Origin of the sequence: Enterococcus sp. AZ167, from assembly GCF_051714025.1 — a bacterium.
Taxonomy (GTDB): Bacteria; Bacillota; Bacilli; order Lactobacillales; family Enterococcaceae; genus Enterococcus_D; species Enterococcus_D casseliflavus.
The window spans coordinates 1,957,742-1,984,457 of the sequence record NZ_JBIORB010000001.1 but is presented as its reverse complement, the minus strand read 5'-3'; the positions used below and the strand labels follow the sequence as shown (position 1 = coordinate 1,984,457).

The 26,716-nt window shown below is 44.8% G+C and carries 25 protein-coding genes; 22 read left to right on the top strand and 3 right to left on the bottom strand.

Annotated elements, in window-relative coordinates; translation table 11 throughout:
• Window positions 1-62: 62 nt before the first annotated feature.
• From IGJ05_RS09280 to IGJ05_RS09180, 21 genes are all read left to right on the top strand, one after another.
• Window positions 63-1,127 carry a DUF871 domain-containing protein gene (locus tag IGJ05_RS09280; RefSeq protein WP_010748683.1) on the top strand — a complete coding sequence of 355 codons (1,065 nt, stop codon included), beginning with the start codon at window positions 63-65 and terminating at the stop codon, window positions 1,125-1,127.
• Window positions 1,120-2,028: an N-acetylmuramic acid 6-phosphate etherase gene (gene murQ, locus IGJ05_RS09275; protein ID WP_010748684.1), complete on the top strand. Its 909-nt coding sequence runs from the start codon at window positions 1,120-1,122 to the stop codon at window positions 2,026-2,028. The genes IGJ05_RS09280 and murQ overlap by 8 nt, the downstream gene beginning before the upstream one ends.
• Window positions 2,028-4,040, top strand: a complete 2,013-nt coding sequence (locus tag IGJ05_RS09270; RefSeq protein WP_010748685.1) for a glucose PTS transporter subunit IIA — start codon at window positions 2,028-2,030, stop codon at window positions 4,038-4,040. The genes murQ and IGJ05_RS09270 overlap by 1 nt, the downstream gene beginning before the upstream one ends.
• Window positions 4,041-4,168: 128 nt before the next feature.
• Window positions 4,169-5,200 carry an LPXTG cell wall anchor domain-containing protein gene (locus tag IGJ05_RS09265; protein ID WP_010748686.1) on the top strand — a complete coding sequence of 344 codons (1,032 nt, stop codon included), beginning with the start codon at window positions 4,169-4,171 and terminating at the stop codon, window positions 5,198-5,200.
• Between the two features lie 266 nt (window positions 5,201-5,466).
• Window positions 5,467-6,135 (top strand): TetR/AcrR family transcriptional regulator, encoded by a 669-nt coding sequence (locus IGJ05_RS09260; protein WP_005227217.1) that lies wholly within the window; start codon window positions 5,467-5,469, stop codon window positions 6,133-6,135.
• Complete coding sequence (locus IGJ05_RS09255; RefSeq protein WP_005227218.1) at window positions 6,128-7,855, top strand: ABC transporter ATP-binding protein; 1,728 nt, start codon at window positions 6,128-6,130, stop codon at window positions 7,853-7,855. Before IGJ05_RS09260 ends, IGJ05_RS09255 begins: the two co-directional genes overlap by 8 nt.
• Window positions 7,852-9,732 carry an ABC transporter ATP-binding protein gene (locus IGJ05_RS09250; RefSeq protein ID WP_005227219.1) on the top strand — a complete coding sequence of 627 codons (1,881 nt, stop codon included), beginning with the start codon at window positions 7,852-7,854 and terminating at the stop codon, window positions 9,730-9,732. The genes IGJ05_RS09255 and IGJ05_RS09250 overlap by 4 nt, the downstream gene beginning before the upstream one ends.
• 203 nt (window positions 9,733-9,935) lie before the next feature.
• Complete coding sequence (locus IGJ05_RS09245; protein WP_081116173.1) at window positions 9,936-11,081, top strand: acetylornithine transaminase; 1,146 nt, start codon at window positions 9,936-9,938, stop codon at window positions 11,079-11,081.
• A 146-nt stretch (window positions 11,082-11,227) separates the two neighbouring features.
• Window positions 11,228-12,250 (top strand): N-acetyl-gamma-glutamyl-phosphate reductase, encoded by a 1,023-nt coding sequence (argC, locus tag IGJ05_RS09240; protein ID WP_010748689.1) that lies wholly within the window; start codon window positions 11,228-11,230, stop codon window positions 12,248-12,250.
• A gap of 77 nt (window positions 12,251-12,327) precedes the next feature.
• Entirely contained in the window at window positions 12,328-13,518 is a 1,191-nt protein-coding gene (argJ, locus tag IGJ05_RS09235; protein ID WP_010748690.1) for a bifunctional glutamate N-acetyltransferase/amino-acid acetyltransferase ArgJ, read from the top strand.
• Between the two features lie 35 nt (window positions 13,519-13,553).
• Entirely contained in the window at window positions 13,554-14,315 is a 762-nt protein-coding gene (argB, locus tag IGJ05_RS09230; protein WP_015508861.1) for an acetylglutamate kinase, read from the top strand.
• Between the two features lie 175 nt (window positions 14,316-14,490).
• A complete protein-coding gene (locus IGJ05_RS09225) occupies window positions 14,491-15,312 on the top strand; it encodes a VOC family protein (protein ID WP_010748692.1) in 822 nt (273 codons plus the stop codon).
• A 199-nt stretch (window positions 15,313-15,511) separates the two neighbouring features.
• Window positions 15,512-16,528, top strand: coding sequence for a serine hydrolase domain-containing protein (locus IGJ05_RS09220; RefSeq protein ID WP_225000908.1), 1,017 nt, complete (start codon window positions 15,512-15,514; stop codon window positions 16,526-16,528).
• Window positions 16,529-16,573: 45 nt separating this feature from the next.
• Window positions 16,574-17,527, top strand: a complete 954-nt coding sequence (manA, locus tag IGJ05_RS09215) for a mannose-6-phosphate isomerase, class I (RefSeq protein WP_170920124.1) — start codon at window positions 16,574-16,576, stop codon at window positions 17,525-17,527.
• A 199-nt stretch (window positions 17,528-17,726) separates the two neighbouring features.
• Window positions 17,727-18,866, top strand: coding sequence for a cysteine desulfurase family protein (locus IGJ05_RS09210; protein ID WP_015508865.1), 1,140 nt, complete (start codon window positions 17,727-17,729; stop codon window positions 18,864-18,866).
• 68 nt (window positions 18,867-18,934) lie between these two features.
• Window positions 18,935-19,276 (top strand): DUF1831 domain-containing protein, encoded by a 342-nt coding sequence (locus tag IGJ05_RS09205; protein WP_005232263.1) that lies wholly within the window; start codon window positions 18,935-18,937, stop codon window positions 19,274-19,276.
• A 177-nt stretch (window positions 19,277-19,453) separates the two neighbouring features.
• Complete coding sequence (locus tag IGJ05_RS09200; protein ID WP_010748695.1) at window positions 19,454-20,299, top strand: aldo/keto reductase; 846 nt, start codon at window positions 19,454-19,456, stop codon at window positions 20,297-20,299.
• Between the two features lie 41 nt (window positions 20,300-20,340).
• Window positions 20,341-20,946 (top strand): metallophosphoesterase, encoded by a 606-nt coding sequence (locus IGJ05_RS09195; protein WP_005227234.1) that lies wholly within the window; start codon window positions 20,341-20,343, stop codon window positions 20,944-20,946.
• Between the two features lie 205 nt (window positions 20,947-21,151).
• On the top strand, window positions 21,152-21,715 hold the full coding sequence (gene amaP / locus IGJ05_RS09190; protein WP_060792382.1) for an alkaline shock response membrane anchor protein AmaP: 564 nt from the start codon (window positions 21,152-21,154) through the stop codon (window positions 21,713-21,715).
• Between the two features lie 11 nt (window positions 21,716-21,726).
• Window positions 21,727-21,921 (top strand): DUF2273 domain-containing protein, encoded by a 195-nt coding sequence (locus tag IGJ05_RS09185; RefSeq protein ID WP_005227236.1) that lies wholly within the window; start codon window positions 21,727-21,729, stop codon window positions 21,919-21,921.
• Between the two features lie 56 nt (window positions 21,922-21,977).
• Window positions 21,978-22,496: an Asp23/Gls24 family envelope stress response protein gene (locus tag IGJ05_RS09180; protein WP_005227237.1), complete on the top strand. Its 519-nt coding sequence runs from the start codon at window positions 21,978-21,980 to the stop codon at window positions 22,494-22,496.
• 85 nt (window positions 22,497-22,581) lie between these two features.
• Here IGJ05_RS09180 and IGJ05_RS09175 read toward each other — a convergent pair whose 3' ends face one another.
• Window positions 22,582-23,295 (bottom strand): C39 family peptidase, encoded by a 714-nt coding sequence (locus IGJ05_RS09175; protein WP_010748697.1) that lies wholly within the window; start codon window positions 23,293-23,295, stop codon window positions 22,582-22,584.
• A 412-nt stretch (window positions 23,296-23,707) separates the two neighbouring features.
• Between IGJ05_RS09175 and mnmA the strand changes: the two genes are divergently transcribed.
• A complete protein-coding gene (mnmA, locus tag IGJ05_RS09170; RefSeq protein ID WP_034695311.1) occupies window positions 23,708-24,826 on the top strand; it encodes a tRNA 2-thiouridine(34) synthase MnmA in 1,119 nt (372 codons plus the stop codon).
• A 123-nt stretch (window positions 24,827-24,949) separates the two neighbouring features.
• Here the strand turns inward: mnmA and IGJ05_RS09165 are convergent, their stop codons facing one another.
• A complete protein-coding gene (locus IGJ05_RS09165; RefSeq protein WP_010748699.1) occupies window positions 24,950-25,906 on the bottom strand; it encodes a 1-phosphofructokinase family hexose kinase in 957 nt (318 codons plus the stop codon).
• Window positions 25,903-26,664, bottom strand: coding sequence for a DeoR/GlpR family DNA-binding transcription regulator (locus IGJ05_RS09160; RefSeq protein ID WP_005227243.1), 762 nt, complete (start codon window positions 26,662-26,664; stop codon window positions 25,903-25,905). The genes IGJ05_RS09165 and IGJ05_RS09160 overlap by 4 nt, the downstream gene beginning before the upstream one ends.
• Window positions 26,665-26,716 lie beyond the last annotated feature (52 nt).

The following is a 26,716-nucleotide window of genomic DNA, read 5'->3' as shown; positions in this document are numbered from 1 at the left end:
TCAGTTATAATGCTTTTATAGAAAACGGTATCACGAAAGTGACCCATCAAGGAGGCAAAGAGATGTTCGGCTTTTCTGTATTTATGAACGAAGACTTGACGGCAGCAGAACTTGAGCAGATGACTGCGATGGCATCAGGCTTTAAAGGGATTTTCACCTCCATGCACATACCAGAAGATGATCGCAGTACTTATCGGCAGCGTTTGACGGACTTGGGAGGTTTCGCAAAAGACCATCAGCTGTCTTTAATGGTAGATATTTCTGGAAACGCATTAGCAGAAGCGGGCTTTTCCATCGACAATCTGGCGGAACTAAGGGAGATCGGTGTCACTGGTTTACGAATGGATTATGCGATCGACAATCAGCAAATCGCAGCTTTTTCAAAAGAAATGACCATCAGTTTGAATGCCAGTACATTGACGGAAAAAGACATTCGAGAGCTGCAGGCGTATGGAGCCGATTTTACTCGTTTGGAAGCTTGGCACAATTATTACCCCCGACCAGAAACGGGACTGGATGTTGGCTGGTTTCAGGAGAAGAACCGCTGGTTGAAAGCACAAGGCTTTTTCGTCCAAGCCTTTGTTCCAGGGGATGCCAAGAAACGCAGACCGTTATTTCAAGGATTACCCACACTGGAAAGACACCGCAACTGGTCGCCTTTTGCCGCAGCGATCGACTTATTGGCAACTGGCTCAGTCGATGCTGTTTACATTGGCGATGGCATGGTTTCTGAAAAAAGTGCCCAGCAGTTTGCGACGTATCTGCAAGAAGCGCGGATCGTTTTGCGGGTCAAAGATCTTGGTTCCACTTACTTTGAACACGTCTTAGGGAATCACCAAAATCGTTACGATGAAGCTCGGGATGTCTTGCGCAGCGCCGATGCCCGTTTCAATGCCATTCCAGAAGTCACACCTGAACTTAGCCAAGAGCGGCCAGTGGGGGCTGTGACGATCGATAACCAAGAGTACTTGCGCTATATGGGAGAGATCCAGGTGTGCAAACGACCTTTGCCGACAGACCCAAAAGTCAACCTCGCCGCTCAGGTGATACCAGCCGATCTGCCGTTGATCCAACAAATCAAAGCAGGGATGCGATTTAAATTAGAAAGAGATGATTCCGATGAATAAAATCAATTTAGACAAATTAACGACCGAACGACGCAACAGTGAAACGAGCAATTTAGATGAAATGACGATTTTAGAAGCGTGTCAAAAAATGAACCAAGAAGATCAAAAAGTTGCCTATGCGGTGGAAAAAGAAATTCCTAGTATTGAAAAAGTGATTGAACAAACCATCGTCGCTTTTAAAAAGGGCGGACGCTTGATTTATCTTGGCGCTGGGACAAGTGGTCGATTAGGCGTCTTGGATGCGGCCGAATGTGTCCCAACCTTTGGGGTATCACCTGAGATGGTGGTCGGTCTGATCGCCGGTGGCGAAGAAGCGATGACGGTCGCTGTCGAAGGAGCAGAAGACTCCTTAACGCTAGGCAAACAAGACCTTGTCGATTTGAAGTTGAACCAAAATGATATGGTGATCGGGATCGCTGCCAGTGGCAGAACCCCTTACGTGATTGGGGCGCTTGACTATGCCAATGAGCTCGGTGCCACAACGGCTACGATCGCTTGTAATAAAGACGCGGAGATCTCTCAGCATGCCAGCTTTCCAATCGAGGTCGATTGTGGACCAGAATTTCTGACAGGTTCGACTCGCTTGAAATCTGGGACTGCCCAAAAACTGATTTTGAATATGATCTCGACGTTATCGATGGTAGGGATCGGCAAAGTCTACAATAATTTGATGGTCGACGTGAAAGCGACCAACGAAAAATTGGTGGAACGCTCAAAACGGATCATCATGCAGGCGACTGAAGCTGATTATGAAACAGCCGCCGCGGCATTTGAAGAAGCAGATCAGAATGTCAAATTGGCGATCGTGATGCTGTTGACTGATAGCACGAAAGACGAAGCACAAGCAAAACTTGCCACGGCACAAGGGTTTGTCAAAACGGCGTTAGGAGGAGAAAAGTAATGGCAAAAGAAACACTGACGGTAGAAGAGTTAGCGGAGAAGATTTTTCAAGAAGCCGGCGGAATGGACAACGTAGAAACAGTCAATCACTGTATGACTCGCGTACGAATGACCGTCCGCGACCACGACAAGGTCGATCAACAAGGGTTAAAAGAGATTCCCGGTGTAATGGGTGTGGTCAATGATGAGCAGCTGCAAGTCATTATCGGACCAGGGAAAGTCAACAAAGTAGCCAATGCAATGGTGGCAAAAGCTGGTGTTGATTTAGGGCAAGAGATCCCACCGCAAAAATCAGGCAAAGAGGCGTTATCAGAAAAAACGGCAGAGATGAAAGCAGCCCAAAAAGCCAAACAAAAATCATCACCATTAAAGTCGCTGCTGAAAGATATTTCTAATATCTTTGTTCCAATGATTCCAGCCTTCGTTGGTGCAGGACTCGTCGCAGGGATCGCTTCTGTCCTGACCAATATGATCACGGCTGGCCGATTAGATGGAGATACTTGGAATTATTATGTCATGATTTTAAACGTCCTCAGAAATGGGATGTTCACCTATTTAGCGATCTTTACTGGGGTCAATGCAGCGCAGGTCTTTAAAGCCAATCCAACCCTTGGTGGCGTGATCGGTTCGATCATCTTGCTGACAGGTATGAACCCAGAAGCCCCGATCCAAAACTTGTTCACTGGCGAAGCTTTAGCTGCCAACCAAGGAGGGATCATCGGTGTGATCTTCGCTGTATGGCTTTTGGCGAAATTAGAGGCAGTGCTGCATCGAGTGATTCCTGAAGCGATCGATATTATCGTGACCCCGACGTTGTGTTTGCTGATCATCGGTTTGACGGAGATTTTCTTGATCATGCCATTGGCAGGTCTGATCTCTGACAGCTTAGTCGGTTCGATCACTTGGGTCTTGAACGTGGGCGGTGCTTTCTCTGGGTTTGTCTTAGGGGCGGCCTTCCTACCAATGGTCATGTTTGGTTTGCATCAAATTTTGACCCCGATCCACATTCAAATGATCGAAGCAACAGGCAGCACGCAATTATTACCGATCTTAGCCATGGCTGGTGCTGGTCAAGTCGGTGCAGCTTTAGCCTTATGGGTACGACTACGTAAAGACAAAGAGCTTTCTGAAATGATCAAAGGTGCATTGCCAGTTGGGATCTTAGGCATCGGCGAACCATTGATCTATGGAGTGACGTTGCCATTAGGTCGACCATTTATCACTGCTTGTATTGGTGGTGGGATCGGTGGTGCGGTCATTGGCGCTTTGACAAATATCGGCGCAACGGCGATTGGACCATCAGGGCTAGCTTTGATCCCCTTGATTGCCAACGGCCGTTGGATGGGCTATATTTTCGGCTTGTTAGCAGGCTATGCTGGCGGCTTCGTTGCCACCTACTTCTTTGGGATTCCGAAAGATCGCTTAGAAGCAGTCAAAGAAAGCGAGGCAGAAGAAGCAAAACCAGCTGCAACCGTTACTGTGCAACCGCAACCAAAAGAAACGAGTGAAACGGCTGCAAAGGAAATGACAGCAAATCCATCAAAAGAACCGATCGATACCCCTTTATACGCAGTAGCCACAGGCACGACAAAAGCGATCAGTGCATCAAGTGATCCGGTATTTTCGCAAAAAATGATGGGCGACGGGTATTTCGTCTTGCCAGACAATGGTGCGATCTATGCACCAGCAGCAGGAACCGTCACGACGATTTTTCCCACGAAACATGCATTGGGGATCAAGACTGCCAGCGGGCTAGAGATTCTGCTGCACATGGGTGTTGACACCGTCGAATTGCAAGGAGCACCTTTTGAGATCCTGGTGGAGGAAGGCCAAGCCGTGACACCAGCTACCCAAGTTGCCCAAGTCGATTTGGCACAGTTGACGGCTAAAGGCAAAGCTTCTGAGATGCTCGTGATCATCACCAATATGGAGCAAGTAGCCAATATCGAAGGGTTACCAGGAACAGAAACAAAAGCGGGTCAAGCCGTCATGCATGTGGCAACGATAAAATAATGTTAAAACCTCTATCGGATAAAGATAGAGGTTTTTTTTAAGAAGTTACTAAATAGATTGCGAAAAATTTTCCTTTATGTTACAGTTTCGTTACAAAGGGAGTGTTCCCATTCGAGGAGGCAATGAGGATGAAAAAAATAATTTGGTTCGGACTAATGACGCTGGCTTTTTCACCACTGATGGTTCATGCAGATGAAACAGCTACGAGTGAAAGTGGCAATCAGGCTGCCGTTAGCGAGACGCTTTCATCAGAGGAGCAATCAGGAACGGATCAGACACAAGCTGCTGTCCAAGAAAGTACAGTAGAAAATCAAGAGACGGATCAATCCGCTGCTTCAGAAACTACGACTACCGAGAATCAAGAACCAGTCGATTCCGAAGCTGTTATTGCCTCGATCCAAGCAGAGACGGGGACGCAAGATGTCAGTGAGATCAACACGTTAGCCGATGAACCTAGTTCGCTGCGTAGCGCCTTAACCCAAGGGATCACTGAAGGAAGTGTGACCGCATTTACCCAAGAACAGTTGGACCAGTTGACAGATGAAGAATTGACCAATGGCAATCGTCTGGCGCTACGTTATTCCAGTGATGCGATGGGCTTTGATATTGCTTACTTAGCAAAAATCATCGGTGCCTTGTTTGTCGATCAGACGTTATCCTGGGAAGCCATTGAGCCGCAACTGGCTTTTGATGCAAATAGCTACGCCAGTTTTGCTGACTTGATTCCTGTTGTGGATCAGCTGCAAGAATATTTACGGGTCGTCTATCCAGCAGACGGAGTCTTTTTACATTTGAATCAAGCCGTTTCCAACGAATGGATGATCTCAATTTTGACCAATTTAAATCAGATGGAACAAGAGATGCAAGTCGATCCAGATGCCTTTGTCCCAGGACGGATCTCTTATATCATTCAAGCGGCAAATGATTCCATGTATCTGCCTACAGGCACGCAAACGAGTACGTCTGAAGAAGCGACCGCAACATCGACGAGTGCTCAAGAAACAGCGACAACGACTTCTTCGAAAGAGGCCAACGCTACTGCCGATGGTGAAAAAACATTACCTAAAACCAATGAAGCGCCAAGCTATACCTTACTGATCGCAGGTGTTATCCTGCTGCTGATCGTTTTCTTGATTCTATGGCGCCGCAAGAAAAAATGATTGTTATTTATAATCGTCAGAATGAAAAAATAGCAACCTTCGTTTTCCATCAGGGAAACGAAGGTTTTTTGTTTTCAGAAATTTCATTGGTTATTTCTTTTCAAATAACGCCCTTTATAAAAAGACCAGAATCGATTCCTTCATAAAAAAGTCAAATTTAAATTCTTGCATTCTCTGGTGAGGGGTGTATAATGACACAGTGTCATATGACAACGTGTCATATCGAGAGCTGTGATTTATTTTAAATTAGAAAGGAGTTGCTTGTGATGCCGACCGATACATTTTTTCACTTGCCGCCAGAAAAACAAAAGCGCATCTTAAATGCGGCGAAAAAAGAATTCTCAAGACTGCCGCTGAAAGACGCCTCGATCGCCAACATCATCAAAGATGCCGAGATTCCTCGCGGGAGTTTTTACCAATACTTCGAAAACAAAGAAGATCTTTATTACTATTATTTCCATACGTTGAAAAAAAATAGTCAGCGAGATCTGCTGAAATCGATCCAACATGAAAACGGGGATCTGTTTGCGGGGTTCGAATGGTACTTTTCACGGATGATCGCCGAGGTTTTCAAAGGCAAAAACGCAAACTTTTACCGCAATTTATTTATGAGTATGGATTATCGTTCCTTCCATAAAGTCGTGCCAGAGATGCAGCACAAGATGCATCAAGAAAACAAAGCCGATCGGCAGAAGCAGCAAGCCATCTTTTTGTCAGAGGTCGACAAAGATTTATTGAAAGTCAAAGACGACCATGAGTTGAAAATGCTGATCCAGCTGCTGATGCATACCGTCTTTTCGACGATTGCCGAAGCCTATCGCCAATCAGCGTTTGATCCAGACTATGATCCTGCCGAAGCGATCGCTGATTTCAACAGTAAAGTCCGCTGGTTAAGAGAGGGCGCAAAAAAAGAAAGAGGGGAAACCTATGATTAAGCTGATAAAACGCGTATCCGTCATTTCTATAATCATGGCAGTGGTGTTTATGGTGATCCAAGTCGTTTCTGATTTGTATCTACCGACATTGACTTCCAATATTATCAACAATGGGGTGGCGACAGGCGACATTGATTACATTTGGAAAACCGGCTTTTACATGATCGGCTTTTCATTGATCAGTATCATCGCCGCTTTAGGAAATACGTATTTCGCAACAAGAGAATCACAAAAATTAGGACAAAAACTACGTTCGGACATTTACCAAAAAGTTGAGAATTTTTCTTCTCGATCGTTTGATAAATTTGGGACCGCATCATTGATTACAAGAACCACCAACGACGTCAACCAAATTCAAATGGTGACGCAAATGTTTTTACGTATGATGATCAATGCACCGATCACACTGATTGGGGCGAGTTTCTTGGCCTATCAAAAAGATGCCCAATTAACCCGAATCTTTTTAGTCGTTATTCCTATCATGCTAGTATTGGTCGGCGGTATTATGTATTTTGCCGTTCCTTTATTCAAAAGTATGCAAAAGAAAACCGACCGTTTGAACTTAGTCTTTCGTGAAGGCTTGACGGGGGTCCGCGTTATTCGGGCATTTGACAAGACGGATTATGAAGCGAATCGCTTTGATGAAGCCAACAAAGATTACACCCACACCGCGATTAAAGTAAACACCATCGTGGCATTGATGATGCCATTGATGACGTTGATCATGAGTGGGACGAACATTGCCATCACATGGTTTGGGGGTCATTATATTGCCGAAATGACCTTAGAAGTCGGAAACTTGATTGCGTTTATGACCTATGCAATGCAAATTTTGATCAGCTTTATGATGCTGTCCATGATCTTCGTGATGGTGCCAAGAGCCCAAGCATCAGCTGATCGGATCAACGAAGTCTTAAATGAAGAAGATGAAATTCTCGATCCAAAAACACCAGCGACATTGAGCTTACAAGGGGACCAAGCAACCTTGGCCTTTGACCATGTGGCGTATCGCTACCAAGGCGCTGAGAAATTGGCGTTGGAAGATATCGATTTTCAAGCAAAATCTGGTGATTTTGTTGCCATCATCGGTGGGACGGGCTCAGGGAAAACGACCTTAGTCAATCTCTTGCCTCGTTTGTACGATGTGGAGTCTGGTGCAATCAAAATCAATGGGGTCAATATTGCAGAAGTCACCCAGCACAATCTACGAGAAGTCGTGGGCTTTGTTCCGCAAAAAGCGGTACTGTTTTCTGGTACCATTCGTGAAAATATGAAATACGGAAAACCCGATGCATCAGATGAAGAAATCTGGCAAGCACTAGAGATCGCCCAAGCCAAAGATTTTGTCTCCGAACTGGCAGATGGCTTAGATAGCCGTGTAGAACAAGGCGGCGGCAACTTCTCTGGTGGACAACGTCAACGTTTAGCGATCGCTCGTGCGTTAGTGAAACAAGCAGATGTCTATGTCTTTGATGATTCCTTCTCCGCACTGGACTTCAAAACCGATGCCAACTTACGAGCAGCGCTGAAACGCGACATGCAAGACAGCATTATGGTCGTGGTTGCCCAACGGGTCAGCACCGTCATGGATGCCGATACGATCTTAGTATTGGATGAAGGAAAACTCGTAGGAAAAGGAACCCATGAATCATTAATGGCAGACAATGAAACCTACCAAGAAATCGTTTCTTCACAATTGAGAGAGGAGGATCTTGCATGAGTGAAAAGAAAACAACAACACAACACCGTGGCGGACCAATGGGCGGCGGTCCAGGCCGTAACATCGGTGCCAAAGGACCAAAACCAAAAAACTTTTGGGGGACGGTCAAACGGCTTTTCGGGTACATGTCGAAACGCTCCATCGCTATCATTGCCGTCTTCGTTTTAGCGATCGCAGCCGTGATCTTCCAAATCCAAACACCGAAAATTTTAGGGGAAGCGACCACTGAAATTTTTAAAGGTGTCATGATCGGTGCGCAGCAGATGCAAGCCGGCCAACAGGTAACAGAATTTCCTATCGATTTTGAGAAAGTTGGTCAAATCATTTTGATCGCGATCGGCATGTATGTGATTTCAGCCGTCTTCAACTTTCTACAACAGTTTATTATGACCCGTGTCTCGCAACGGACGGTTTATGAGCTGCGTCGTGACTTAGATGAAAAAATGAACCGCTTGCCGATTTCTTACTATGATACTCACTCAAATGGGGATATCATGTCACGGGCGATCAATGATATGGATAATATCGCAAGTACCCTGCAACAAAACTTGACCCAATTTATTACGAGTGTCGTGACCTTTATCGGGGTTTTGTGGATGATGCTGACGATCAGTTGGCAACTGACTTTGGTTGCTTTAGCAACGGTTCCTTTAAGCTTGATCGTCGTGATGATCGTCGCACCAAAATCGCAAAAATTCTTTGCGGCACAACAAAAAAGTTTAGGATTGCTCAATGACCAAGTCGAAGAAACTTACGGCGGTCATACCGTTGTCAAAACCTTCAACCATGAAGCTGCCGATCAAGTCGTTTTTGAAGAAGAAAATGACCGTCTGTATTCCGCTGGTTGGAAAGCCCAATTTATTTCAGCGATCATTATGCCCTTGATGAACTTCATTAAAAACTTAGGCTATGTCTTCGTGGCTGTCCTTGGTGGGATCAAAGTGGCGAATGGGAACATGACGTTAGGGGATGTGCAAGCATTCTTGCAATACACCAATCAATTCTCTCAACCAATCACTCAAATCGCTAGCTTACTAAACACCATCCAATCAACCGTTGCATCTGCCGAACGGGTCTTTGAAGTCTTGGATGAAGAAGAAATGACTGATGAGCCTTCTGGATTGCCAGTGGAAGACAGTGAATACAAAGTTCGTTTCGATCATGTTCAATTTGGTTATGCGCCAGACAAATTATTGATGACCGATTTTAATCTGGATGTCAAAGCTGGTGAGATGGTGGCTATCGTAGGACCTACCGGCGCTGGGAAAACCACGCTGATCAATCTCTTGGAACGTTTTTATGATGTTTCTGGCGGTAGCATTCGTTACGATGGCAAAGATACCCGAGACTTGACTCGTGATGAGTTGCGTAGTAATATCTCGATGGTGCTGCAAGATACGTGGTTGTTTACTGGTTCCATCTATGACAACATTCATTATGGAAATGAAAAAGCAACCAAAGAGCAAGTGATCGCTGCGGCGAAAGCTGCCCATGTGGATGATTTTGTTCGCAAATTGCCAGAAGGCTATGATACGGTCTTGAATGAAGAAGCCAGCAACATCTCCCAAGGTCAACGTCAGCTGATCACGATCGCCCGCGCCTTCTTAGCGGATCCCGACGTTTTGATTTTGGATGAAGCAACTTCTAGTGTCGATACGCGGACGGAAATCTTGATCCAAAAAGCAATGGGTCGTTTGTTAGAAAATCGGACCAGCTTTGTGGTTGCTCACCGTCTCTCTACGATTCGTGATGCTGACAATATCATCGTGATGAATCACGGGTCCATTGTTGAGACTGGAAATCATGAGGAATTGATGGCACAAAACGGTTTCTATGCAGACCTGTATAACAGTCAATTTTCAGAAGAAGTGGCGTGATCCACTGTTTGTAATGAAAGAAATTCTTCCCCAAATGATGATAAACAGACCGCCAAAGGTTGACTGAAAGAAAGCAGTGATTGTCACTGCTTTCTTTTTTTATGAATTTTTATCGCTTTAATTTAAATATTTATTGCAATTTATTGGATTGAAATGTATATTAATACATAATTTCGAATGATCCAAGACAAGGAGTGAAACCAATGAGTCATCTTTTTCCTAATTACAGCCGTTTACCCATCGACATCCAGCAAGGAAACGGCAGCTATGTGGTAGATTCGCAAGGCAACCAATATTTAGATTTAACAAGTGGCATCGGGGTCGTTAATCTCGGTTATGGGCATCCCAAAGTGCAAGCCGCGTTGATGACCCAAGCAGAGCAGATTTGGCATGTGCCGAATTTGTATGACAGCCAGTTGCAAGAAGAAGTTGCCCAGAAGCTGACCCAAAATCAAAAGAGCGCCTCAGACGAACCGTATCTGGCTTATTTTTGCAATAGTGGCGCTGAGGCGAACGAAGCTGCTTTAAAGCTGGCTCGCAAAGCGACTGGCCGCAGCAAAGTCATTAGTTTTGAACAATCTTTCCATGGTCGAACCTTTGGGGCGATGTCTTTGACTGGGCAAAGTAGTATCCATGATGGGTTTGGACCGTTAGTACCAGAGATGGTGTATGTACCCTTTAATGACCTTGAGGCATTGCAAGCCGTTTTAGATGAGCAGACGGCAGCCGTGTTTTTAGAATTGATCCAAGGCGAAGGCGGTGTGATCCCTGCTGAGGTGGCGTGGGTCCAAGCGGTGGCAGCCCTTTGTCAGGAGTTGGGGGTACTACTGGTGGTGGATGAGATCCAAACCGGGATGGGACGGACAGGAACCCTGTTTGCTTTTGAAGGATATGGCATTGAACCTGATCTTTTTACCGTAGCAAAAGGGCTTGGTAACGGGATCCCTGTCGGAGCGATGCTAGGCAAAAGCCATTTGCAAACGGCTTTTGGACCCGGTAGTCACGGTTCGACCTTTGGTGGCAATAAATTAGCGATGGCTGCTGCTAGTGCTGTTTGCAGTGTGTTGCAAGAAGGGGACATTCAAGTCAATGTTCACTTGCGCCAGCAGCAGTTTCTCGACGGATTGCAAGGACTATCTAAGGTGCAGGCGATTCGTGGGAAAGGATTGATGATCGGTATCGAATTAGCCGATTCGGAAAGCTTGCAATCCGTGTTGACCCAACTGCGGAACCAAGGCCTCCTCGCATTAAAAGCGGGATCCAAGGTTTTGCGCTTGCTGCCGCCTTTAACGATCTCGCAAGAGGAAACGACAGCAGCCTTGGCGATTTTGCAAGCTGTCTTAGCATAATTGCATAAAAATAGATTTTTCGGGCTTTTTTTCTTATAAAAACCGAATAATAGTGAATTTATTTTGAATAGTTTTATAAATAATCATTGACAGAGCGATGGGAGTTTCTTATAATCTTAAGTAAATTCTTTTGAGGAGTGACGTGTTTGAAGGCAGCAATCGTTGGTGTAACAGGGTATACCGGAATTGAATTGATTCGTTTGATCCAGCAACATCCCCAATTGGAGGTGGGCACCTTGCATAGTCATTCTATGCATGAAAATTCATCTGTTTTGTATCCTCATTTAATTGGACTGACAGAGCGGCTGATCGAACCTTTTGATGCAGAAAAAATCCAAAAGGAAAATCAACTCGTGTTTTTTGCGACTCCTGCTGGAATCAGCAAAGAACTCGCAGCGACTCTTGTCGCAAATGACTTTCCAGTGATTGACCTTTCTGGTGATCTGCGATTGAAGGATCGGGATAGCTATCAAAAATGGTATCACCAAGAAGCTGCACCTGCCGAGTTGTTGGCACAAGCGACCTATTCGCTGCCTGAGTTTGCACCGACTCCTGGCAATTTGATCGCCAATCCAGGCTGTTATGCGACTGCTGCCATTTTAGCTGCTGCGCCGTTGGTTCAGCAAAAACTATTCAGCGGTACGTTGATTTTTGATGGCAAGTCGGGTTTGTCGGGTGCTGGTAAGAAATTGACGGACAGCAGTCACTTTGCAACCGCTGCGGATAACATGACGATGTATAAGCCAAATCAGCATCAGCACATTCCTGAGATCATGCAGCAGTTTCAGCAATGGGATCAGGCAATGCCGCCGATCCAATTTTCTACCAGCTTACTGCCTGTCAAAAGAGGGATCTTTATGACGCTTTATGCGCCTATCAAAGACGCGATTTCGCAAGAGGACATCTATGAGCAGTACGTAAAAACGTATCAAGACCATCCGTTTGTCCGAGTGCAACCGTTAGGAAAGCTGCCCGAGCTGCGGCAAGTGACGGGAACGAATTTTTGTGACATTGGCATATGTTTCAATCCGCTGACCCAAGTGTTGACCGTTATCGCAGTGATCGATAATTTAGGCAAAGGGGCTGCTGGCCAAGCGATCCAAAACTTCAATCGATGGGCAAAGATACCAGAAACGACTGGTCTTATGCAAGCACCGTTATATCCATAAAATAGCCAACAGACGCGTGAGGATACTCGTGTCAGCCAGTGGACAATCCGCAAAAGGTGGCAGTAGGAGGAAAGAAAATGAAAGAAATCGAAGGAACGATCGCAACCCCCAAAGGTTTTTTTGCCGACGGTCTGCATTGCGGTCTGAAGAAAGAGAAAGTCGATCTTGGTTGGATCGTCTCTGAAGTGCCAGCCAGTGCTGCAGCAGTCTTTACCACCAATCAAGTACAAGCAGCACCCATTCTCGTTACAAAGGAAAAAATGCAAGCAGGCACCTTGCAAGGTGTGATCGTCAATGCGGGCAATGCCAATGCTTGTACCGGGGAGCAAGGTTTAAAAGATGCACAAGAGATGGCAGAATTGGCAGCAGCCCAGCTGCATACGAGTCCCGAAGCCTTTGCGGTAGCCTCCACCGGGATCATTGGTAAGAGCTTACCGATGGAAAAAATCACTGCAGGGATTCAGCAACTAAACAGGCAAGGGGATGCCCACCGATTTCAACGAGCGATTTTGACGACGGATCTGACTGAAAAAAGCAGTGTCATCCAATCAACGATCGCTGACAAAACGGTGACTGTTGCGGGCTGTGCCAAAGGGTCTGGTATGATCCATCCCAATATGGCTACGATGCTGGCCTTTGTTACGACGGATGCGGCGATCGCTCCAGCACTCTTGCAAGTACTGCTGAAAGAATTAACCGACGTTACCTTCAATCAAATCACGGTCGATGGCGATACATCCACCAATGATATGGTGTTAGTTTTAGCTAACGGGTTAGCCAAAAATCCAACGATCGAAGCTGACACGCCAGCTTATCATGAGTTTAAAGGGATGCTCAAATCAGTTCTGACCGCACTAGCCAAAGCAGTTGCAAAGGACGGAGAAGGCGCCAGCAAATTGATCGAAGCTCATACGAGTGGAGCTGTGACCGATGAAGCAGCCCGAATGATCAGCAAAACCATCGTCGGTTCGCCACTGGTCAAAACAGCTCTCTTTGGCAAAGACCCGAACTGGGGGCGTATCTTATGTGCAGTGGGCTATAGTGGGCAGCCGATCGATCCAGCAACGGTATCGATTGCATTAGCCGACATTCCCGTCTTTGTCCAAGGGACACCGGTAGCTTTTGACGAAACCATCATGCAAGAACAATTGGCGGAAAATGAAGTCAAAGTCGTTGTCGAGCTGAAAGAAGGGGCAGGTGTTGGCACCGCTTGGGGCTGTGATCTGACGTATGACTATGTGAAAATCAACGCACTATATCATACCTGAAAGAAATCAGGTACTAGACAAAAAGGAGCGAGTAGATGGAAACGATCGTAGTAAAAATCGGCGGTGTCGCCTCAGACAATTTAACCCCGTCATTCTTTGAGACGATAGCAGACTGGCAAGCTGCGGGCAAAAAAGTAGTCATCGTCCATGGCGGTGGTCACTACATCTCAGAAATGATGGAGAAAATGGCGTTGACAGTCACGATCAAAGACGGCCTGCGGGTGACCGACCCCCAGACGCTTGAAGTAACTAGAATGGTCCTTTTGGGACAAGTTCAACCGCTGATCACGACCGCTTTCCAGCAAGCTGGGTTCCATGCCGTAGGACTGAATGCTGGCTGTGATCAACTGATTCAAGGAGAAGTCATTGATGAAGAAAAATTAGGACAGGTGGGGAAGGTTCAACAAATCAACGCTGCTTTCCTGAAGCTCTTGACAGAGAAAAAACATGTCCCGATCCTGGCACCGCTAGGAATTACCCCAGAGGGGCAATGGCTGAACATCAATGCCGATGAAGTAGCGTGTCAGGTTGCTGCTAGTTTACAAGCAGAAAAACTATATTTGTTGACGGATGTCCCTGGGATCAAGCAAGAAAGCCAGTGGTTATCAGCTGTTTCTTTTGAAGAGATCCCCCGTTTGATCACCGAAGAAGTAGTCACAGGCGGCATGCTGCCAAAACTAAAAAGTGCGCAGAAAGCCTTGAAAGCAGGGGTAGCTGCCGTTTGTATCACCGATCGAATCGATCGTTTAGGAACCCAGATCCTCGCGGCAAGTCCAGCCGCAGCTGTCTGTAGCTGAAGTCATTAGCAACACCCAAATGCCTCTTCTCTACTCATAAAAATGCAAAATTCTGACTTTTCTGTGCTTTTCTTCTTATTTTCTCTAAAAAAAGAATAAAATAGGTAGGGATTTCATTTGCTAGAATTTCGTTTTATCAGTACAATGAGTACATATGTAAGTAGGGGGAGAAACAATGACAGATTTCTTATTGGGGAGCAGTACGAAGTTGCTGACTGTTGCAATCCGGGTAAAAGACCGCGATCAAGCGATTGCCTTTTATCGGGATGTACTTGGTTTTGAGTTGAAAAGAGAAGAAAATGAATTGGCCATCTTTGGTCTAAAAGGATTAGATAGAGAAGTTTTATGGTTGGAAGAAAGCCCGCGTGCCAACGATCACTTCGGCGAGATCAAAAAAATGCAGCGCATCGTCTTAGCCGTATCCTCATTAGAAGAAGCGGCAACTATCGCGAGCAATGCCCAACAAAAAGCGATTGCTTTCGAAGAAGCTCGTTATGAAGCGAATCAATTAGGCTTTATTATAGCTGATCCAGAAGGGAACAAAATTGAAGTCTTATTTACAGCACCCGCAGGAACTGCGGTACCAAAAGACGAAGCAGAATTGATCAAAGCGGCACCTGCAAAAGCGGCTGGCTTATCAAAAGAAGCTCATTTTGGCAAGCTGTATTTAAACGTCAGTGATCTAGCCAAAGAGCAGCTTTTCTTAGAAGAAAGCTTAGGCTTGAAAACAAAAGAAGCCGAAACGAAGGAATTTATCCTCAATGATGGTGACTTCCAAGTCGGCTTGACTGAAGCACAAGGTGGTACGATCGATTTGCCGACCCATGAGGTGCTTGGCTTAGACTTCTTGAAAATCTCCATCAGTCAAGAAGATATCGATACATTGGAAAAACACTTGTCTGAGAAGAAGCAAGAGTTTTTCATCGACAAAAAACGGAAGTTGTTGACGACCTACGATGCGATCGGTATCGAATGGTGGTTTATCGTTAAAAAATAAATCTAAATAGATAAGAAAAAACATCGGAAACTCTTTTGAGTAGTCGATGTTTTTTGATGACTAAGAAACCAAGCAAGCGAATCGACTAGCTGATCGAGTCGGATAGTTGGAGGAAAAAAGGGGATAACGAGTTTTGTTTGCTGCTAAAAAGTGCTAAAGTTAGAAGCAAGACAAGCCTGAAAGGAGCGAGTATGGAACGATGACAATGTACCCAAAAACAGTACAGCTCATTCAAGAAAAAATGCCGACCGTTTTCCCAGGAGCGGTGCTGCGTTTTATCGCTGGTGAAACCCAAGAGACCCATGTATTCGGACAGGCAGCGCTTCTTCCGAAAACCGAACCTATGACGAAAGATCATTTGTTTGATTTAGCCTCATTGACGAAAGTCGTTTGTACAACGAGTGTTCTGTTAAAATTGTGGGATCAAGGAAAAATCGAGATGGAGGCGCCGCTTACTCGTTGGCTGCCAGCGTTTAAAGACGATCTGGTAACGATCAAGCACTTGCTGACGCATACGGCAGCCATCAACACGTGGATTCCTCATCGAGACCAGTTGGATGCTGCTGCCTTGCGCAAGGCGTATTTGCAGCTTGAAAGCAGTGATACGATCGGTCAAACGGTCAACTATACGGATACTGGGACGATTTTGCTGGGCTTTTTATTGGAGGAGCTGTATCAAAAACCAGTGACCGAGATTTTTCAAGAAGAAGTCTTGACGCCTTTAGGCATGAAGAACAGCGGCTTTCCGCCTTTTCCTCCCTCACAGCTGCCAATGATCGTTCCTACCCAGCAGCAGCCAGACGGCAGCATCCTTAGAGGAATCACCCATGATCCTAAGGCACGAGTGTTGGGAAACCATGCCGGCAACGCAGGGGTGTTTTCTACCGTGGATGACTTGACGCTTTTCGTTCAACTGTTACTGGCAAATGGTCAGCAGCAAGGAGCGCCGTTTTTCTCAGAAAAAGTCATGCAGGCGCTGACTCACAGGCAGACGCCTGAAAGCACAAAGCCTCGCACCTATGGTTGGGACTTGTTAGGTGCACCGTATCAATTATTTCATACAGGCTATACAGGCACGTTTCTCGCAGTAGATATCCCTAACAAAAAAGCGTTTATTTTCTTATCGAATCGGGTCCATCCAGTGGATCATCGAGAAAGCTATTTGGGTCATCGTGACGAAATCCTGCAATGTTACTTAAAAGAAACTGCCGAATAAGCGGATTCATGCTATAATATGCACGAACAACTAGAGAGGGGAACAATTATGGAACCATTGTTTATGAAACCTGTTTTTCAAGAAAAAATTTGGGGCGGCAGTCGCCTGCATTCTGTTTTTGGTTTTGATTTACCGAGCGACAAGATCGGTGAAGATTGGGCGATCAGTGCGCATCCTCATGGGGTGAGCGTCATTGAAAATGGGCCGTTTAAAGGCAAAACATTGGCGGATCTTTGGCAAGACCATCAAGAACTATTTGGTCATTCAGACGAACCAGTCTTTCCATTATTAATTAAAATTTTAGACGCAGAAGATGATCTATCCGTTCAAGTCCATCCTGATGACACATATGGGTTAGCCCATGAAGGGGAATTAGGGAAAACGGAATGCTGGTACATCATTGATGCCGAACCAGGTGCGGAAATCATTTATGGCCACCATGCCCAAACCAAAGAAGAACTTGCGGAAATGATCGAAGCGGGTCGTTGGGATGATTTGTTAACAAAAGTCCCTGTGAAAAAAGGCGATTTCTTCTATGTGCCAAGCGGAACGATCCATGCCATTGGAAAAGGGATCATGATCTTGGAAACCCAGCAGAGTTCGGATACGACTTATCGGGTGTACGACTATGATCGTACCGATGATCAAGGACAAACTCGGGAGCTGCATATCCAACAATCGATCGATGTGACGACGATTCCTGCACGGACGCCAGAATTATCGATCCGTGAGGTCAAACAAGGACAATCAGCAGTCGTTACCTATCTTGAAACGCCATTTTTCAATGTGTATGAGTGGGAAGTACGTGGGAAATTATCGTTGGCACAAAAGGCCGATTATACTTTGATGACCGTGATCGATGGGTATGGGCATTTGATGATCGACGGTCATTCCTATGAACTAAAAATGGGCACGAGCTGCATTTTGCCAAACCCGATCAAGAAATGGGAATTGGTTGGTGAATTGACTGTCATTGCCTCTGAACCTGGAAAAAAATAAAACGATCAGTAAGTGACGTGAGCCGCACAAGCAAAACAGCACACGTTCCTGATTTTTCGTAAGGCTGAACTCGTTCAGCTGCCTGTCATCATTGGCGATTTTTCCGCTTTTGACTGACAGGTTTTTTCGTATGGACACTCACGATAGACGTCTGAGGAAGATTTGTTATAATGGCAGTAATGAAGGATAGGTGAAAAGAATGGTTTACTTAGATCATGCAGCAACGACACCGCTGCATCCAGAAGTGATCAAAGTGATGAGTGAAACGATGCAGACATTTTTTGGCAATCCATCAAGCATTCATCATTATGGTCGAGACGCCCACACCCAATTAGAATTGGCTCGTCAAGCGATCGCTCAGCAGCTAGGAGTCAAAGAACATGAGATCATTTTTAATAGTGGTGGTACCGAAAGTGATAATACAGCAATCATCGGTACAGCCCTTAGCAAACAAGCACAAGGCAAACATATCATTACGACCCAGATCGAACATCCGGCGGTCATTGAGAGTATGCGCTATTTAGAAGGCTTAGGCTTTGAGGTGACCTATTTGCCCGTAGATCAAAAGGGGCAATTGGCCGTCAGTGAAGTTGAGGCTGCCTTACGTCCCGATACGATTTTAGTATCCATAATGACGGCAAACAATGAAACGGGCAATTTGCTGCCGATTGCAGAAATTGGGGCCCTTTTACGGGAGCATCCCGCCGTGTTTCATACCGATGCCGTGCAAGCTTATGGCAAGATCCCGCTTGAAATCAATGAAAACAGTATTGATCTTCTAAGCATTTCTGCTCACAAAATCAACGGACCAAAAGGGATCGGCTTTTTGTATAAACGAGATGGCTTGTCGCTGCCTGCGCTACTCCATGGCGGCGAGCAAGAAGAAAAACGGCGAGCAGGGACGGAAAACTTAGCAGCCATCATGGGAATGGCCAAAGCAGCTTCTTTGCATACCCCCGAAGCGCAGCAAGCAGCGGCGGAACAATATCAAACGTTTGCCGATGTGCTGATGGAGACCTTAGCAGCACAAGGCGTCGATGTTCAGTTGAATGGTGATCCAGCACACAAATTGCCGCATATTTTGAATCTGCGTTTCCCAGGTGTCAGCAGTGACTTGCTGCTGATGAAATTGGACTTAAAAGGGGCTGCGATCTCGACAGGCAGCGCTTGTACGGCGGGCAATGTGGAGCCCTCCCATGTGCTCGAAGCGATGGTGGGCAAAGAGCATCCAGCTATTCGGGAATCGGTCAGAGTCAGCTTTGGCTATGGCAACACATTGGCGGAAATCGAAGCATTTGCTCAGCTATTAGCAGAAACTGTCTTAGCCACGAAAAAGTAGGAGAACAGCTAGCAATCTCGCTGAAAACTATTTATAATGAAAGAAATGATGTTAAAGAGGTGAAGAACATGGCATTTGAAACAACAGCAACCGTTTTAGGCGCAGCAACCCAATACCGCATTGCTCCTGAAGCAAAAAAATATACGTTGCGGGACAATGGCTTTACAGAAACGAACGGCGGCAACTTCCAATTGATTCGCGGCCTTGAAGCAACACCCCAAAGCAAAGAAGGCTTTAAATTAAAAATCACTGTTGCAAAAGATCTGCAAACCTTCAAGATGTCCATCACGACAGCCAATGGGTTAAAAGCAGTCAATATTTTCAAAGATGAACAGCACAAAATGTTGCAAGAAAAATTTTACTTTTTAATGGATGGTTTTATCAGCCGCGGGTTGTTTGTCAAAGCGTAAGCTTTTGTCAAAAGCAGCTATATCATTCAAAGGGCAAGAAGTGTGTCACTCCGCCAAGCAGGCATGGGATTGATACACTTCTTTTGTATCTTTGGCGGTTTCTTTTTATACTATAGAAAACAAACCCTAGGTGTTCGCAGGAACAGGATGAGTTAAGACGAGAAAGAGGGAATCAAGATGAAACGATCCTTAAACAAGCAATCAGTGCTAGCCGTCGGCATGGGGACTTGGCATATGGGGGATGACCCAGCCAAGGAAAAAGCCGAGATCGATGCGTTGCAAGCGGGCATCAAAGCTGGAGCGGCTGTCATCGATACCGCAGAAATGTACGGCGAGGGAAACGCAGAAACACTAGTTGGCAAGGCGATCCAGCCCTTTACACGAGGGGATCTTTATTTGATTTCAAAAGTCTATCCTTGGAATGCCTCCGCAGATGAATTGCCGAAAGCTTTAGACCGCAGCTTAGCGCGTTTAGGCACCGACTATCTTGATTTGTATCTGCTCCACTGGCGAGGAGATGTGCCGTTAGCAGAAACAGTTGACGCACTAGAAGCTGCCAAAGCTTCTGGAAAGATTCGTGCATGGGGCGTCTCTAATTTTGACGTGGCAGATATGGAGGAGCTGTTGCGGTTAGAAAACGGCGATCAATGTGCCGCCAACCAAGTACTCTATAATTTAGGTGCCCGGGGGATCGAATACGATCTTTTGCCTTGGCAGGCAGAGGCTGAGATTCCTGTGATTGCCTACTCACCCATTGCTCAAGGCGATCGGCTAGGGCACCACTTCAAAAATGATGAAGTGTTGAAAGAGCTGGCAGAAGCCAAAGGCTGCACGATTTTTCAGCTGCTTTTGGCATGGACCCTTCGACAACCCCACGTCTTAGCGATCCCCCAAACCAGTGACTCGCTGCATATGCTGCAGAACATTGAAGCTTGCAAAATCGTTTTTTCCAAAAGCGAATTGGCAGCAATCGATGCGCGGTTTCCTGCACCGACGAAAAAGCAGCCGCTAGCGATGATTTGAAGACGCTGATCACAGAAAAAGCACCAAGGTAAGGAGCGACTATGAAATTTTTTACGTCTGATACCCACTATTTTCATGCAGCCTTGCTCGGGGACAATGACTTTGCCCCACGCCCCTTTGAGACAGTGACGCAAATGCATGAAACGATGATCGCCAGCTGGAATGAGGTCGTGGCGGATAAAGATGTCGTCTATCATTTAGGGGATGTCGCGATGCACCCTGATTACGAAGCGGGCTTTCCAGAAATTGCTGCGCTGTTAGCACAGCTGCAGGGCAAAATCGTTTTTATCAAAGGCAATCATGATACCCGAGCTTTCTTTGCGTACTTGCGCAAGCATGATCCTGGTTGTTTGGGAGCCGAAAAGTATGCGTTTGAAGATGTCGGTGTCTTGCTGAAGTTTGCTCATCAGCAATTTATACTGACCCATTATCCTATGCTGCTGGGGATCACCAAAAACAGCCGCAATCTGCATGGGCATATTCATCATCACAGTGTACCGATCGCTGAGAATCTCAACGTAGGAGTCGATGCACCAGAATTGGCGTTTCTGCCACAGCCGCGTCCTTTTGGTCGGCCAGTTTCCGAAAATGAACTGGCGGTGTTGTATCATGCAAAACAACAAGAACTTACTAAGCTGGCTCGTTAACAGATAACAAAAAAAGCAAGCGTCCAAACAGATTTGGGCGGCTTGCTTTTTTTGTGATGACTTTGACAGCAAGCTTTGATTAAGGAAATTTTTTTGATAAAAATAAACTTTATATGTAAAAAATAATCGATTCCAAGAGTTATTATTTGATGGATATTTAAGAAATGTGTATGCTTTAAGTAGAAAGCAGTAAAGGAGGTTGCCAATGCGTAAGATTTCTAAAGTGATTTTTATCATCGGATTGCTTTTACTCTTACTTGTCTTTTATTTTGGGATCATCGCCAATCAGCAAGCGGCTTCATTGCCTGTTTACTTGATTCCTTTGGATGAATATCCTTGGGTCGGATCTTCCATGAGTATGCTGCTCTTTTGGTTATCTGTTGGCTTTGCCATTTTTACCGTGATCGCGCTCTTTGTCGTTTTGTTTTATCCAAAACGTTCGGACCGCTTGATCATTTCCCATAAGACAGGCGATTTAGTGATTCAGAAGAAGGCGTTAGAGCATTTTGTGCTTGAACGGGTGAAACAAGCAGATTTCATCCATCAGCCATCCGTAAAAATCAAAATCGTCAAGAATAAAGTATCCGTAAAAATCGATGGAGAAATGAAACAAACAGCAGCCATCCCGCAAAAACAAGAAGCATTGGTTGGTGAGATCAGCAGCAGTCTGCAGCAGCTTTTCGGTATCGAAAGCAATATCCAAACGGAAGTTGTCTTAAAAGATACGCAAGAAACGCCAGCAGCCCATGACCAGCCGCGTGTAGTTTAGGAGGAACAGGTATGAGTGAATGGTTCTACCACTATAAGATCCCACTTATCTTTGCAGGCTTCGGTTTGATCCTAGCGATCCTGTTTCTAACGATCGGCTTTTTGAAAACCATACTGCTGGTGCTGTTTACGGCACTAGGTATGTATCTGGGATTTTATCTCAAAGAAGTCGGATTCTTTGAACAATTTCAAAGACCGCGCCGTTAACTTTGGTAACATTATTAGTTTAATTTATATCAAGATTATAGTAGGAGGAATGTACGATGGAAAACCAAACAAAACCAACAACAGGTGTTAAAGGAGAATTAACTTACGAAGATAAAGTGATTCAAAAAATCGTAGGCATTGCATTAGAATCTGTAGACGGACTCTTAACAGTCGATGGCGGTTTCTTCTCAAATATTGCAGGTAAATTAGTCAACACCGATGATGTGACTTCAGGGATCAACGTTGAAGTTGGGAAAAAACAAGTGGCAGTCGATCTTGATATCGTTGCAGAATACGGCAGCGACATGACCACGATCTACGACCAAATCAAAGAGGTTGTTTCAACACAAGTCAACAAAATGACGAATTTAGACGTCATCGAAGTAAACGTGAACGTAGCAGATGTCAAAACACGTGAACAATTCGAAAAAGACTCTGAAACAGTTCAAGACAAAGTAAGCAGTGCGGCAGAAACAACTGGCGACTTTGCGTCAAAACAAACACGTAAAGCCAAAGGTGCCTTCAACCGAACAACGACGCGTATTCAAGAAAACAACGAACCACGCGTTCAATAATAGTAAGATAAGCAAAAGACTAGCTTCGGCTAGTCTTTTTTGTCGCAAAAATGGCGTGTTTTTGCAGCTTCAGCCGGTCAGAACATCAAAGCCAAAAGCTCCAATAATGGATTCCTTCTGCTTGAAAGACATCGTTAGGATAGCTTTTCTCATAATGAGCTTTTTTGGGGGAATCATTAGGATCGAATACTTGAACATTTCCTTCTTTGTTCAAAGCCAATACCATGATATGTCCTGAGGTCGTAAAGGTTCCTGATTGAACCGAGACCACAACGGGGATGCCTTGTGTCATTTTCTCATAGGCAGCCGCAAAGGAACTTCCTAAATCGGCAAATTGGTAACCAAAAGCTTCGGCAAACTGAGGAAAGATTTGCCAACTCGTTCCTTGTTTGGGAAGATAAAATTGATCGCCAGCCCACTTTAATAGTTTGTCAGGATTCGACGGATGATCCGTCCAAAAAGAATCGATCATCGCTAAAGAAGCAATAGCGCACCCGTTTGCTGCAAACGTATTTTGCGTTTCTCCATATCCATATGTGTCATTGCCCCAGCGTTGATCGGTTTGTACAATCAACGGCACTTGCTGCGTGTCTGCCATCGCTTGTTGAATCGCTTGATTGGCTTGGTGAGTGAACTCTTTTGAGACAAGCGCTGTCTGATCAAACGCAGCATCCCTGACCTGATCAATCACGTAATGAATGACAAAAACACCACCGATGAGAAAAAGCAGTAGCGCAAGGCTCTTTCTTTTCTTTCCGTTGTTTCTCCTAGTTTTCGATATCCCTGTGTGTGATCTCATGAAATGCCCCTCCTCATAAAGTAGTATCTAAAAGAAGTATAGTCTTTTTCTGATAGCGGCATTTCTGCTTTTCCTGAAGAATTCCATACGATTTTATGACAAACGACCGTTTAAAAGGTAAAATGCGGCTTCTTAGCATTCGCTTATCTAGTTGTCTTTGAACAATGGGAGTCGTTTGGATGGTTGTCGATAAGATACACAAAAAGCAGCGCTTCTTCTATTGGGCTGAATGGGGGGAGAACAGACAGCGGGTATCCTCCAGATGACTTTTCTAAAAAAGGAATTTATAAGAAAAGACAGCAAACAGTGAACTTTTTTGTGTTTTGTTGTATAATGCAAATTACTGAAAAGTTGCGACCTTCAAATCGTAGATGATTTCAGAATCTATAATTGAAATGATGGTGAAACGATCATGTCTAACGAAAACACCCGTGTGGTGGTTGGAATGAGTGGCGGGGTAGACTCGTCAGTAACAGCACTTTTGCTGAAAGAACAAGGGTATGATGTTGTCGGGATCTTTATGAAAAATTGGGATGATACCGATGAAAACGGTGTTTGTACCGCAACAGAAGACTACAAAGACGTAGCCAAAGTGGCTGCGCAAATAGGGATTCCTTATTATTCAGTGAATTTCGAAAAAGAATATTGGGATCGTGTATTTGAATATTTTCTTGCAGAATACCGTGCCGGACGGACACCAAATCCAGATGTCATGTGTAACAAGGAAATCAAGTTCAAAGCCTTTTTGGATTATGCGATGGATCTTGGTGCCGATTATGTAGCAACTGGCCATTATGCGCAAGTGACCGTTGATGAAAACGGCGTGACCCATATGTTGCGAGGCGTGGATAACAACAAAGATCAAACGTATTTCTTAAGCCAATTGTCACAAGAACAATTGAGTAAAACCATGTTCCCACTAGGCGGCATGGAAAAATCAGAAGTACGAGCGATCGCTGAACGGGCAGGACTAGCAACAGCCAAGAAAAAAGATTCCACGGGTGTCTGCTTTATCGGAGAAAAGAATTTCAAACAATTTTTGAGTAATTACTTGCCAGCGAAAAAAGGCAATATGGTTACATTAGATGGCGAAGTCAAAGGACAACACGATGGCTTGATGTACTACACCATCGGACAACGTCAAGGCTTAGGCATTGGCGGCGGCGGTGCCACTCAAGAACCATGGTTTGTCGTAGGAAAAGACTTAGCGACCAACACTTTGTATGTGGGACAAGGATTCCATCACCCCGCATTGTATGCAGATCGCTTGGAAGCAAGCCAAATCCACTTTACTACAGAACAAGACCGCGGCAGGGAATTTTCATGCACAGCAAAATTCCGCTACCGTCAACAAGATGTACCGGTAACGGTGCGTCTATTAGATGGAGATCGAGCAGAAGTGATTTTTGACGAACCAGTCCGCGCCATCACTCCTGGACAAGCAGTCGTTTTTTATGACGGGATGGAATGCTTGGGCGGCGGTTTGATCGATGCAGCCTACAAAGAAGCCAAAGAATTACAATATGTTTAACCACTAACACAATCAGCCCTAGCTAAGACCACTGAACCAATCAGTTGCACTTAGCTAGGGCTTTTTTTATTTGTACCAACGAATGTTTTGCGTAATCAAGAGAACCAAAAAATAGGTAGCCGATTATTCTTTGATCTTGAAAAGGTGGATCTGTTCGCTAAATGCAGCGACTTGTGCAGGATCGATCGTACCGTTTGTTTTCGAAAGCGCATTAGACATGCCACAAGCCATCGAATAGGTCAATGCTTGTTCCATTGGATACTGTTTATTCAATGCAACAGCCATGCCACCAACAGTTGAATCGCCACAGCCAGTCGTATTAACGATGGCGATTTTAGGAATCTCAATCTTATAAAAAGTCGACTGATGTTTAACGATTGCCCCATCGCCGCCTTGAGATACCATGACGGTGTCGATTCCTTCGAAAAGAGTGCTCTCCAAGACAGAGAAAATGTCTTGAGATGAATGTAATTTTTGACCTATTAGTTCTTCCAATTCCTGTTGATTCGGTTTAATAAAATTCGGACGAGCATTCGTTTGAGTCAAACAATTTTTTAGTTGTTCACCTGCTATATCCATGAGGATTGGTACCTGCTCACCTAATGTCTTACGGATGAATTGAAGCAATTGATCGTGAAAATGCCCATTATCAGAATTTACTGATCCAGAAATACAGACGACCGTGATGGGATGTTGTTCAATTAATGCTGCAAGGTGTTGGTAAAAAAGTTGTTCGTTTTTCTCCGATAGATAAAGTCCTTTTTCTACTAGCTCTGTATGGGTGTTACCGTCATGCATGATCGTGATCGCATTGCGAGAATTACCATCGATGGTTAGGAAATCCAATACATAACGTTCTTCGGCTAGTAAAGAATCAAGGATCGTTTTGCCTACAGGTCCACCTAAAATACCTGTCAATAAAACGTCTTCCCCAGATTGTGCGATGACTCTGCCAGCATTGATACCTTTTCCCCCAATTGATGTATGTGGGTTATCTACCCGATTTACTTGATCCAATTTCAACGAAGGAACCAAATAGTTGTAGTCCATGGAAGGGTTCATTGTGATGGTTAAAATCATTTTTGTTCCTCCTTGAGGATCTCTGTAAAGGAGCGATAATACTCAAAAGTAGTCTCAGAAAGTTTATCATCAGTGATCAAATAGTCGATATCTGAAAGTGAGTAAAAGGTGTAAACGTCGGAGCGATTAAACTTGGAACTATCCGCAACGATGCATTTTTTGCGGGAATGCTTGAAAGCGACTCGTTGAATCGAACCTTCAACAAGATTCGCAGTGGTGATATTATTTTCAAAGATCCCATTTGTAGCAGCAAAAGCGATATCGATATTTAGATTTTCAAAACTCTTCTCTGCCGTTTCCCCATAAAATTCTTCCGTCGTGCGGGAAAATTCTCCGCCTGTCAATAAGACACGATAGTCTGTGTTGTAAATCAAATAATTAAAAGCAAGCAAACTATTTGTGATCACGAATAAGTTTGCTTTTTTTAGTTCAGGTAAAGCGTGAAGCATCGTAGTTCCAGCACCGATATAGATAGTATCGTTGTCTGAAATGATACTGTTCATCACTTTTCCGATGAATTTTTTTTCAGCAACATTCGTATCGATTTTTTCTTGAGTAGAAAGCTCGTGTTCGATTTTTTCGAGTTTTTGGGCGCCACCATAGATTTTTACCAATAAAGATTGATTCGCTAACTCTGTAATATCTCTACGAATGGTCATATCGGAAACGTCTAATGTTTTGGCTATTTCTGCAATGGATAAGTAATCGTGCTGATTCACTAGCGCTAGAATTTTTTCTTGCCGTTCTTTCTTTAACATAGTTTCACCTCTGGTTGATTAACGATTTTTTTAAGTTTCTTTTTCAACTGTC

What these genes read in the sequence shown, in the direction of transcription:
- IGJ05_RS09225 (WP_010748692.1), top strand. Translation starts at nt 14,491, where the DNA reads ATGACAGATTTCTTATTGGGGAGCAGTACGAAGTTGCTGACTGTTGCA.
- argJ (WP_010748690.1), top strand. Translation starts at nt 12,328, where the DNA reads ATGAAAGAAATCGAAGGAACGATCGCAACCCCCAAAGGTTTTTTTGCC.
- IGJ05_RS09180 (WP_005227237.1), top strand. Translation starts at nt 21,978, where the DNA reads ATGGAAAACCAAACAAAACCAACAACAGGTGTTAAAGGAGAATTAACT.
- IGJ05_RS09260 (WP_005227217.1), top strand. Translation starts at nt 5,467, where the DNA reads ATGCCGACCGATACATTTTTTCACTTGCCGCCAGAAAAACAAAAGCGC.
- IGJ05_RS09200 (WP_010748695.1), top strand. Translation starts at nt 19,454, where the DNA reads ATGAAACGATCCTTAAACAAGCAATCAGTGCTAGCCGTCGGCATGGGG.
- IGJ05_RS09250 (WP_005227219.1), top strand. Translation starts at nt 7,852, where the DNA reads ATGAGTGAAAAGAAAACAACAACACAACACCGTGGCGGACCAATGGGC.
- IGJ05_RS09245 (WP_081116173.1), top strand. Translation starts at nt 9,936, where the DNA reads ATGAGTCATCTTTTTCCTAATTACAGCCGTTTACCCATCGACATCCAG.
- IGJ05_RS09205 (WP_005232263.1), top strand. Translation starts at nt 18,935, where the DNA reads ATGGCATTTGAAACAACAGCAACCGTTTTAGGCGCAGCAACCCAATAC.
- murQ (WP_010748684.1), top strand. Translation starts at nt 1,120, where the DNA reads ATGAATAAAATCAATTTAGACAAATTAACGACCGAACGACGCAACAGT.
- IGJ05_RS09255 (WP_005227218.1), top strand. Translation starts at nt 6,128, where the DNA reads ATGATTAAGCTGATAAAACGCGTATCCGTCATTTCTATAATCATGGCA.
- IGJ05_RS09160 (WP_005227243.1), bottom strand. Translation starts at nt 26,664, where the DNA reads ATGTTAAAGAAAGAACGGCAAGAAAAAATTCTAGCGCTAGTGAATCAG.
- argB (WP_015508861.1), top strand. Translation starts at nt 13,554, where the DNA reads ATGGAAACGATCGTAGTAAAAATCGGCGGTGTCGCCTCAGACAATTTA.
- IGJ05_RS09185 (WP_005227236.1), top strand. Translation starts at nt 21,727, where the DNA reads ATGAGTGAATGGTTCTACCACTATAAGATCCCACTTATCTTTGCAGGC.
- IGJ05_RS09165 (WP_010748699.1), bottom strand. Translation starts at nt 25,906, where the DNA reads ATGATTTTAACCATCACAATGAACCCTTCCATGGACTACAACTATTTG.
- amaP (WP_060792382.1), top strand. Translation starts at nt 21,152, where the DNA reads ATGCGTAAGATTTCTAAAGTGATTTTTATCATCGGATTGCTTTTACTC.
- mnmA (WP_034695311.1), top strand. Translation starts at nt 23,708, where the DNA reads ATGTCTAACGAAAACACCCGTGTGGTGGTTGGAATGAGTGGCGGGGTA.
- IGJ05_RS09265 (WP_010748686.1), top strand. Translation starts at nt 4,169, where the DNA reads ATGAAAAAAATAATTTGGTTCGGACTAATGACGCTGGCTTTTTCACCA.
- IGJ05_RS09280 (WP_010748683.1), top strand. Translation starts at nt 63, where the DNA reads ATGTTCGGCTTTTCTGTATTTATGAACGAAGACTTGACGGCAGCAGAA.
- IGJ05_RS09175 (WP_010748697.1), bottom strand. Translation starts at nt 23,295, where the DNA reads ATGAGATCACACACAGGGATATCGAAAACTAGGAGAAACAACGGAAAG.
- IGJ05_RS09270 (WP_010748685.1), top strand. Translation starts at nt 2,028, where the DNA reads ATGGCAAAAGAAACACTGACGGTAGAAGAGTTAGCGGAGAAGATTTTT.
- IGJ05_RS09220 (WP_225000908.1), top strand. Translation starts at nt 15,512, where the DNA reads ATGACAATGTACCCAAAAACAGTACAGCTCATTCAAGAAAAAATGCCG.
- IGJ05_RS09195 (WP_005227234.1), top strand. Translation starts at nt 20,341, where the DNA reads ATGAAATTTTTTACGTCTGATACCCACTATTTTCATGCAGCCTTGCTC.
- IGJ05_RS09210 (WP_015508865.1), top strand. Translation starts at nt 17,727, where the DNA reads ATGGTTTACTTAGATCATGCAGCAACGACACCGCTGCATCCAGAAGTG.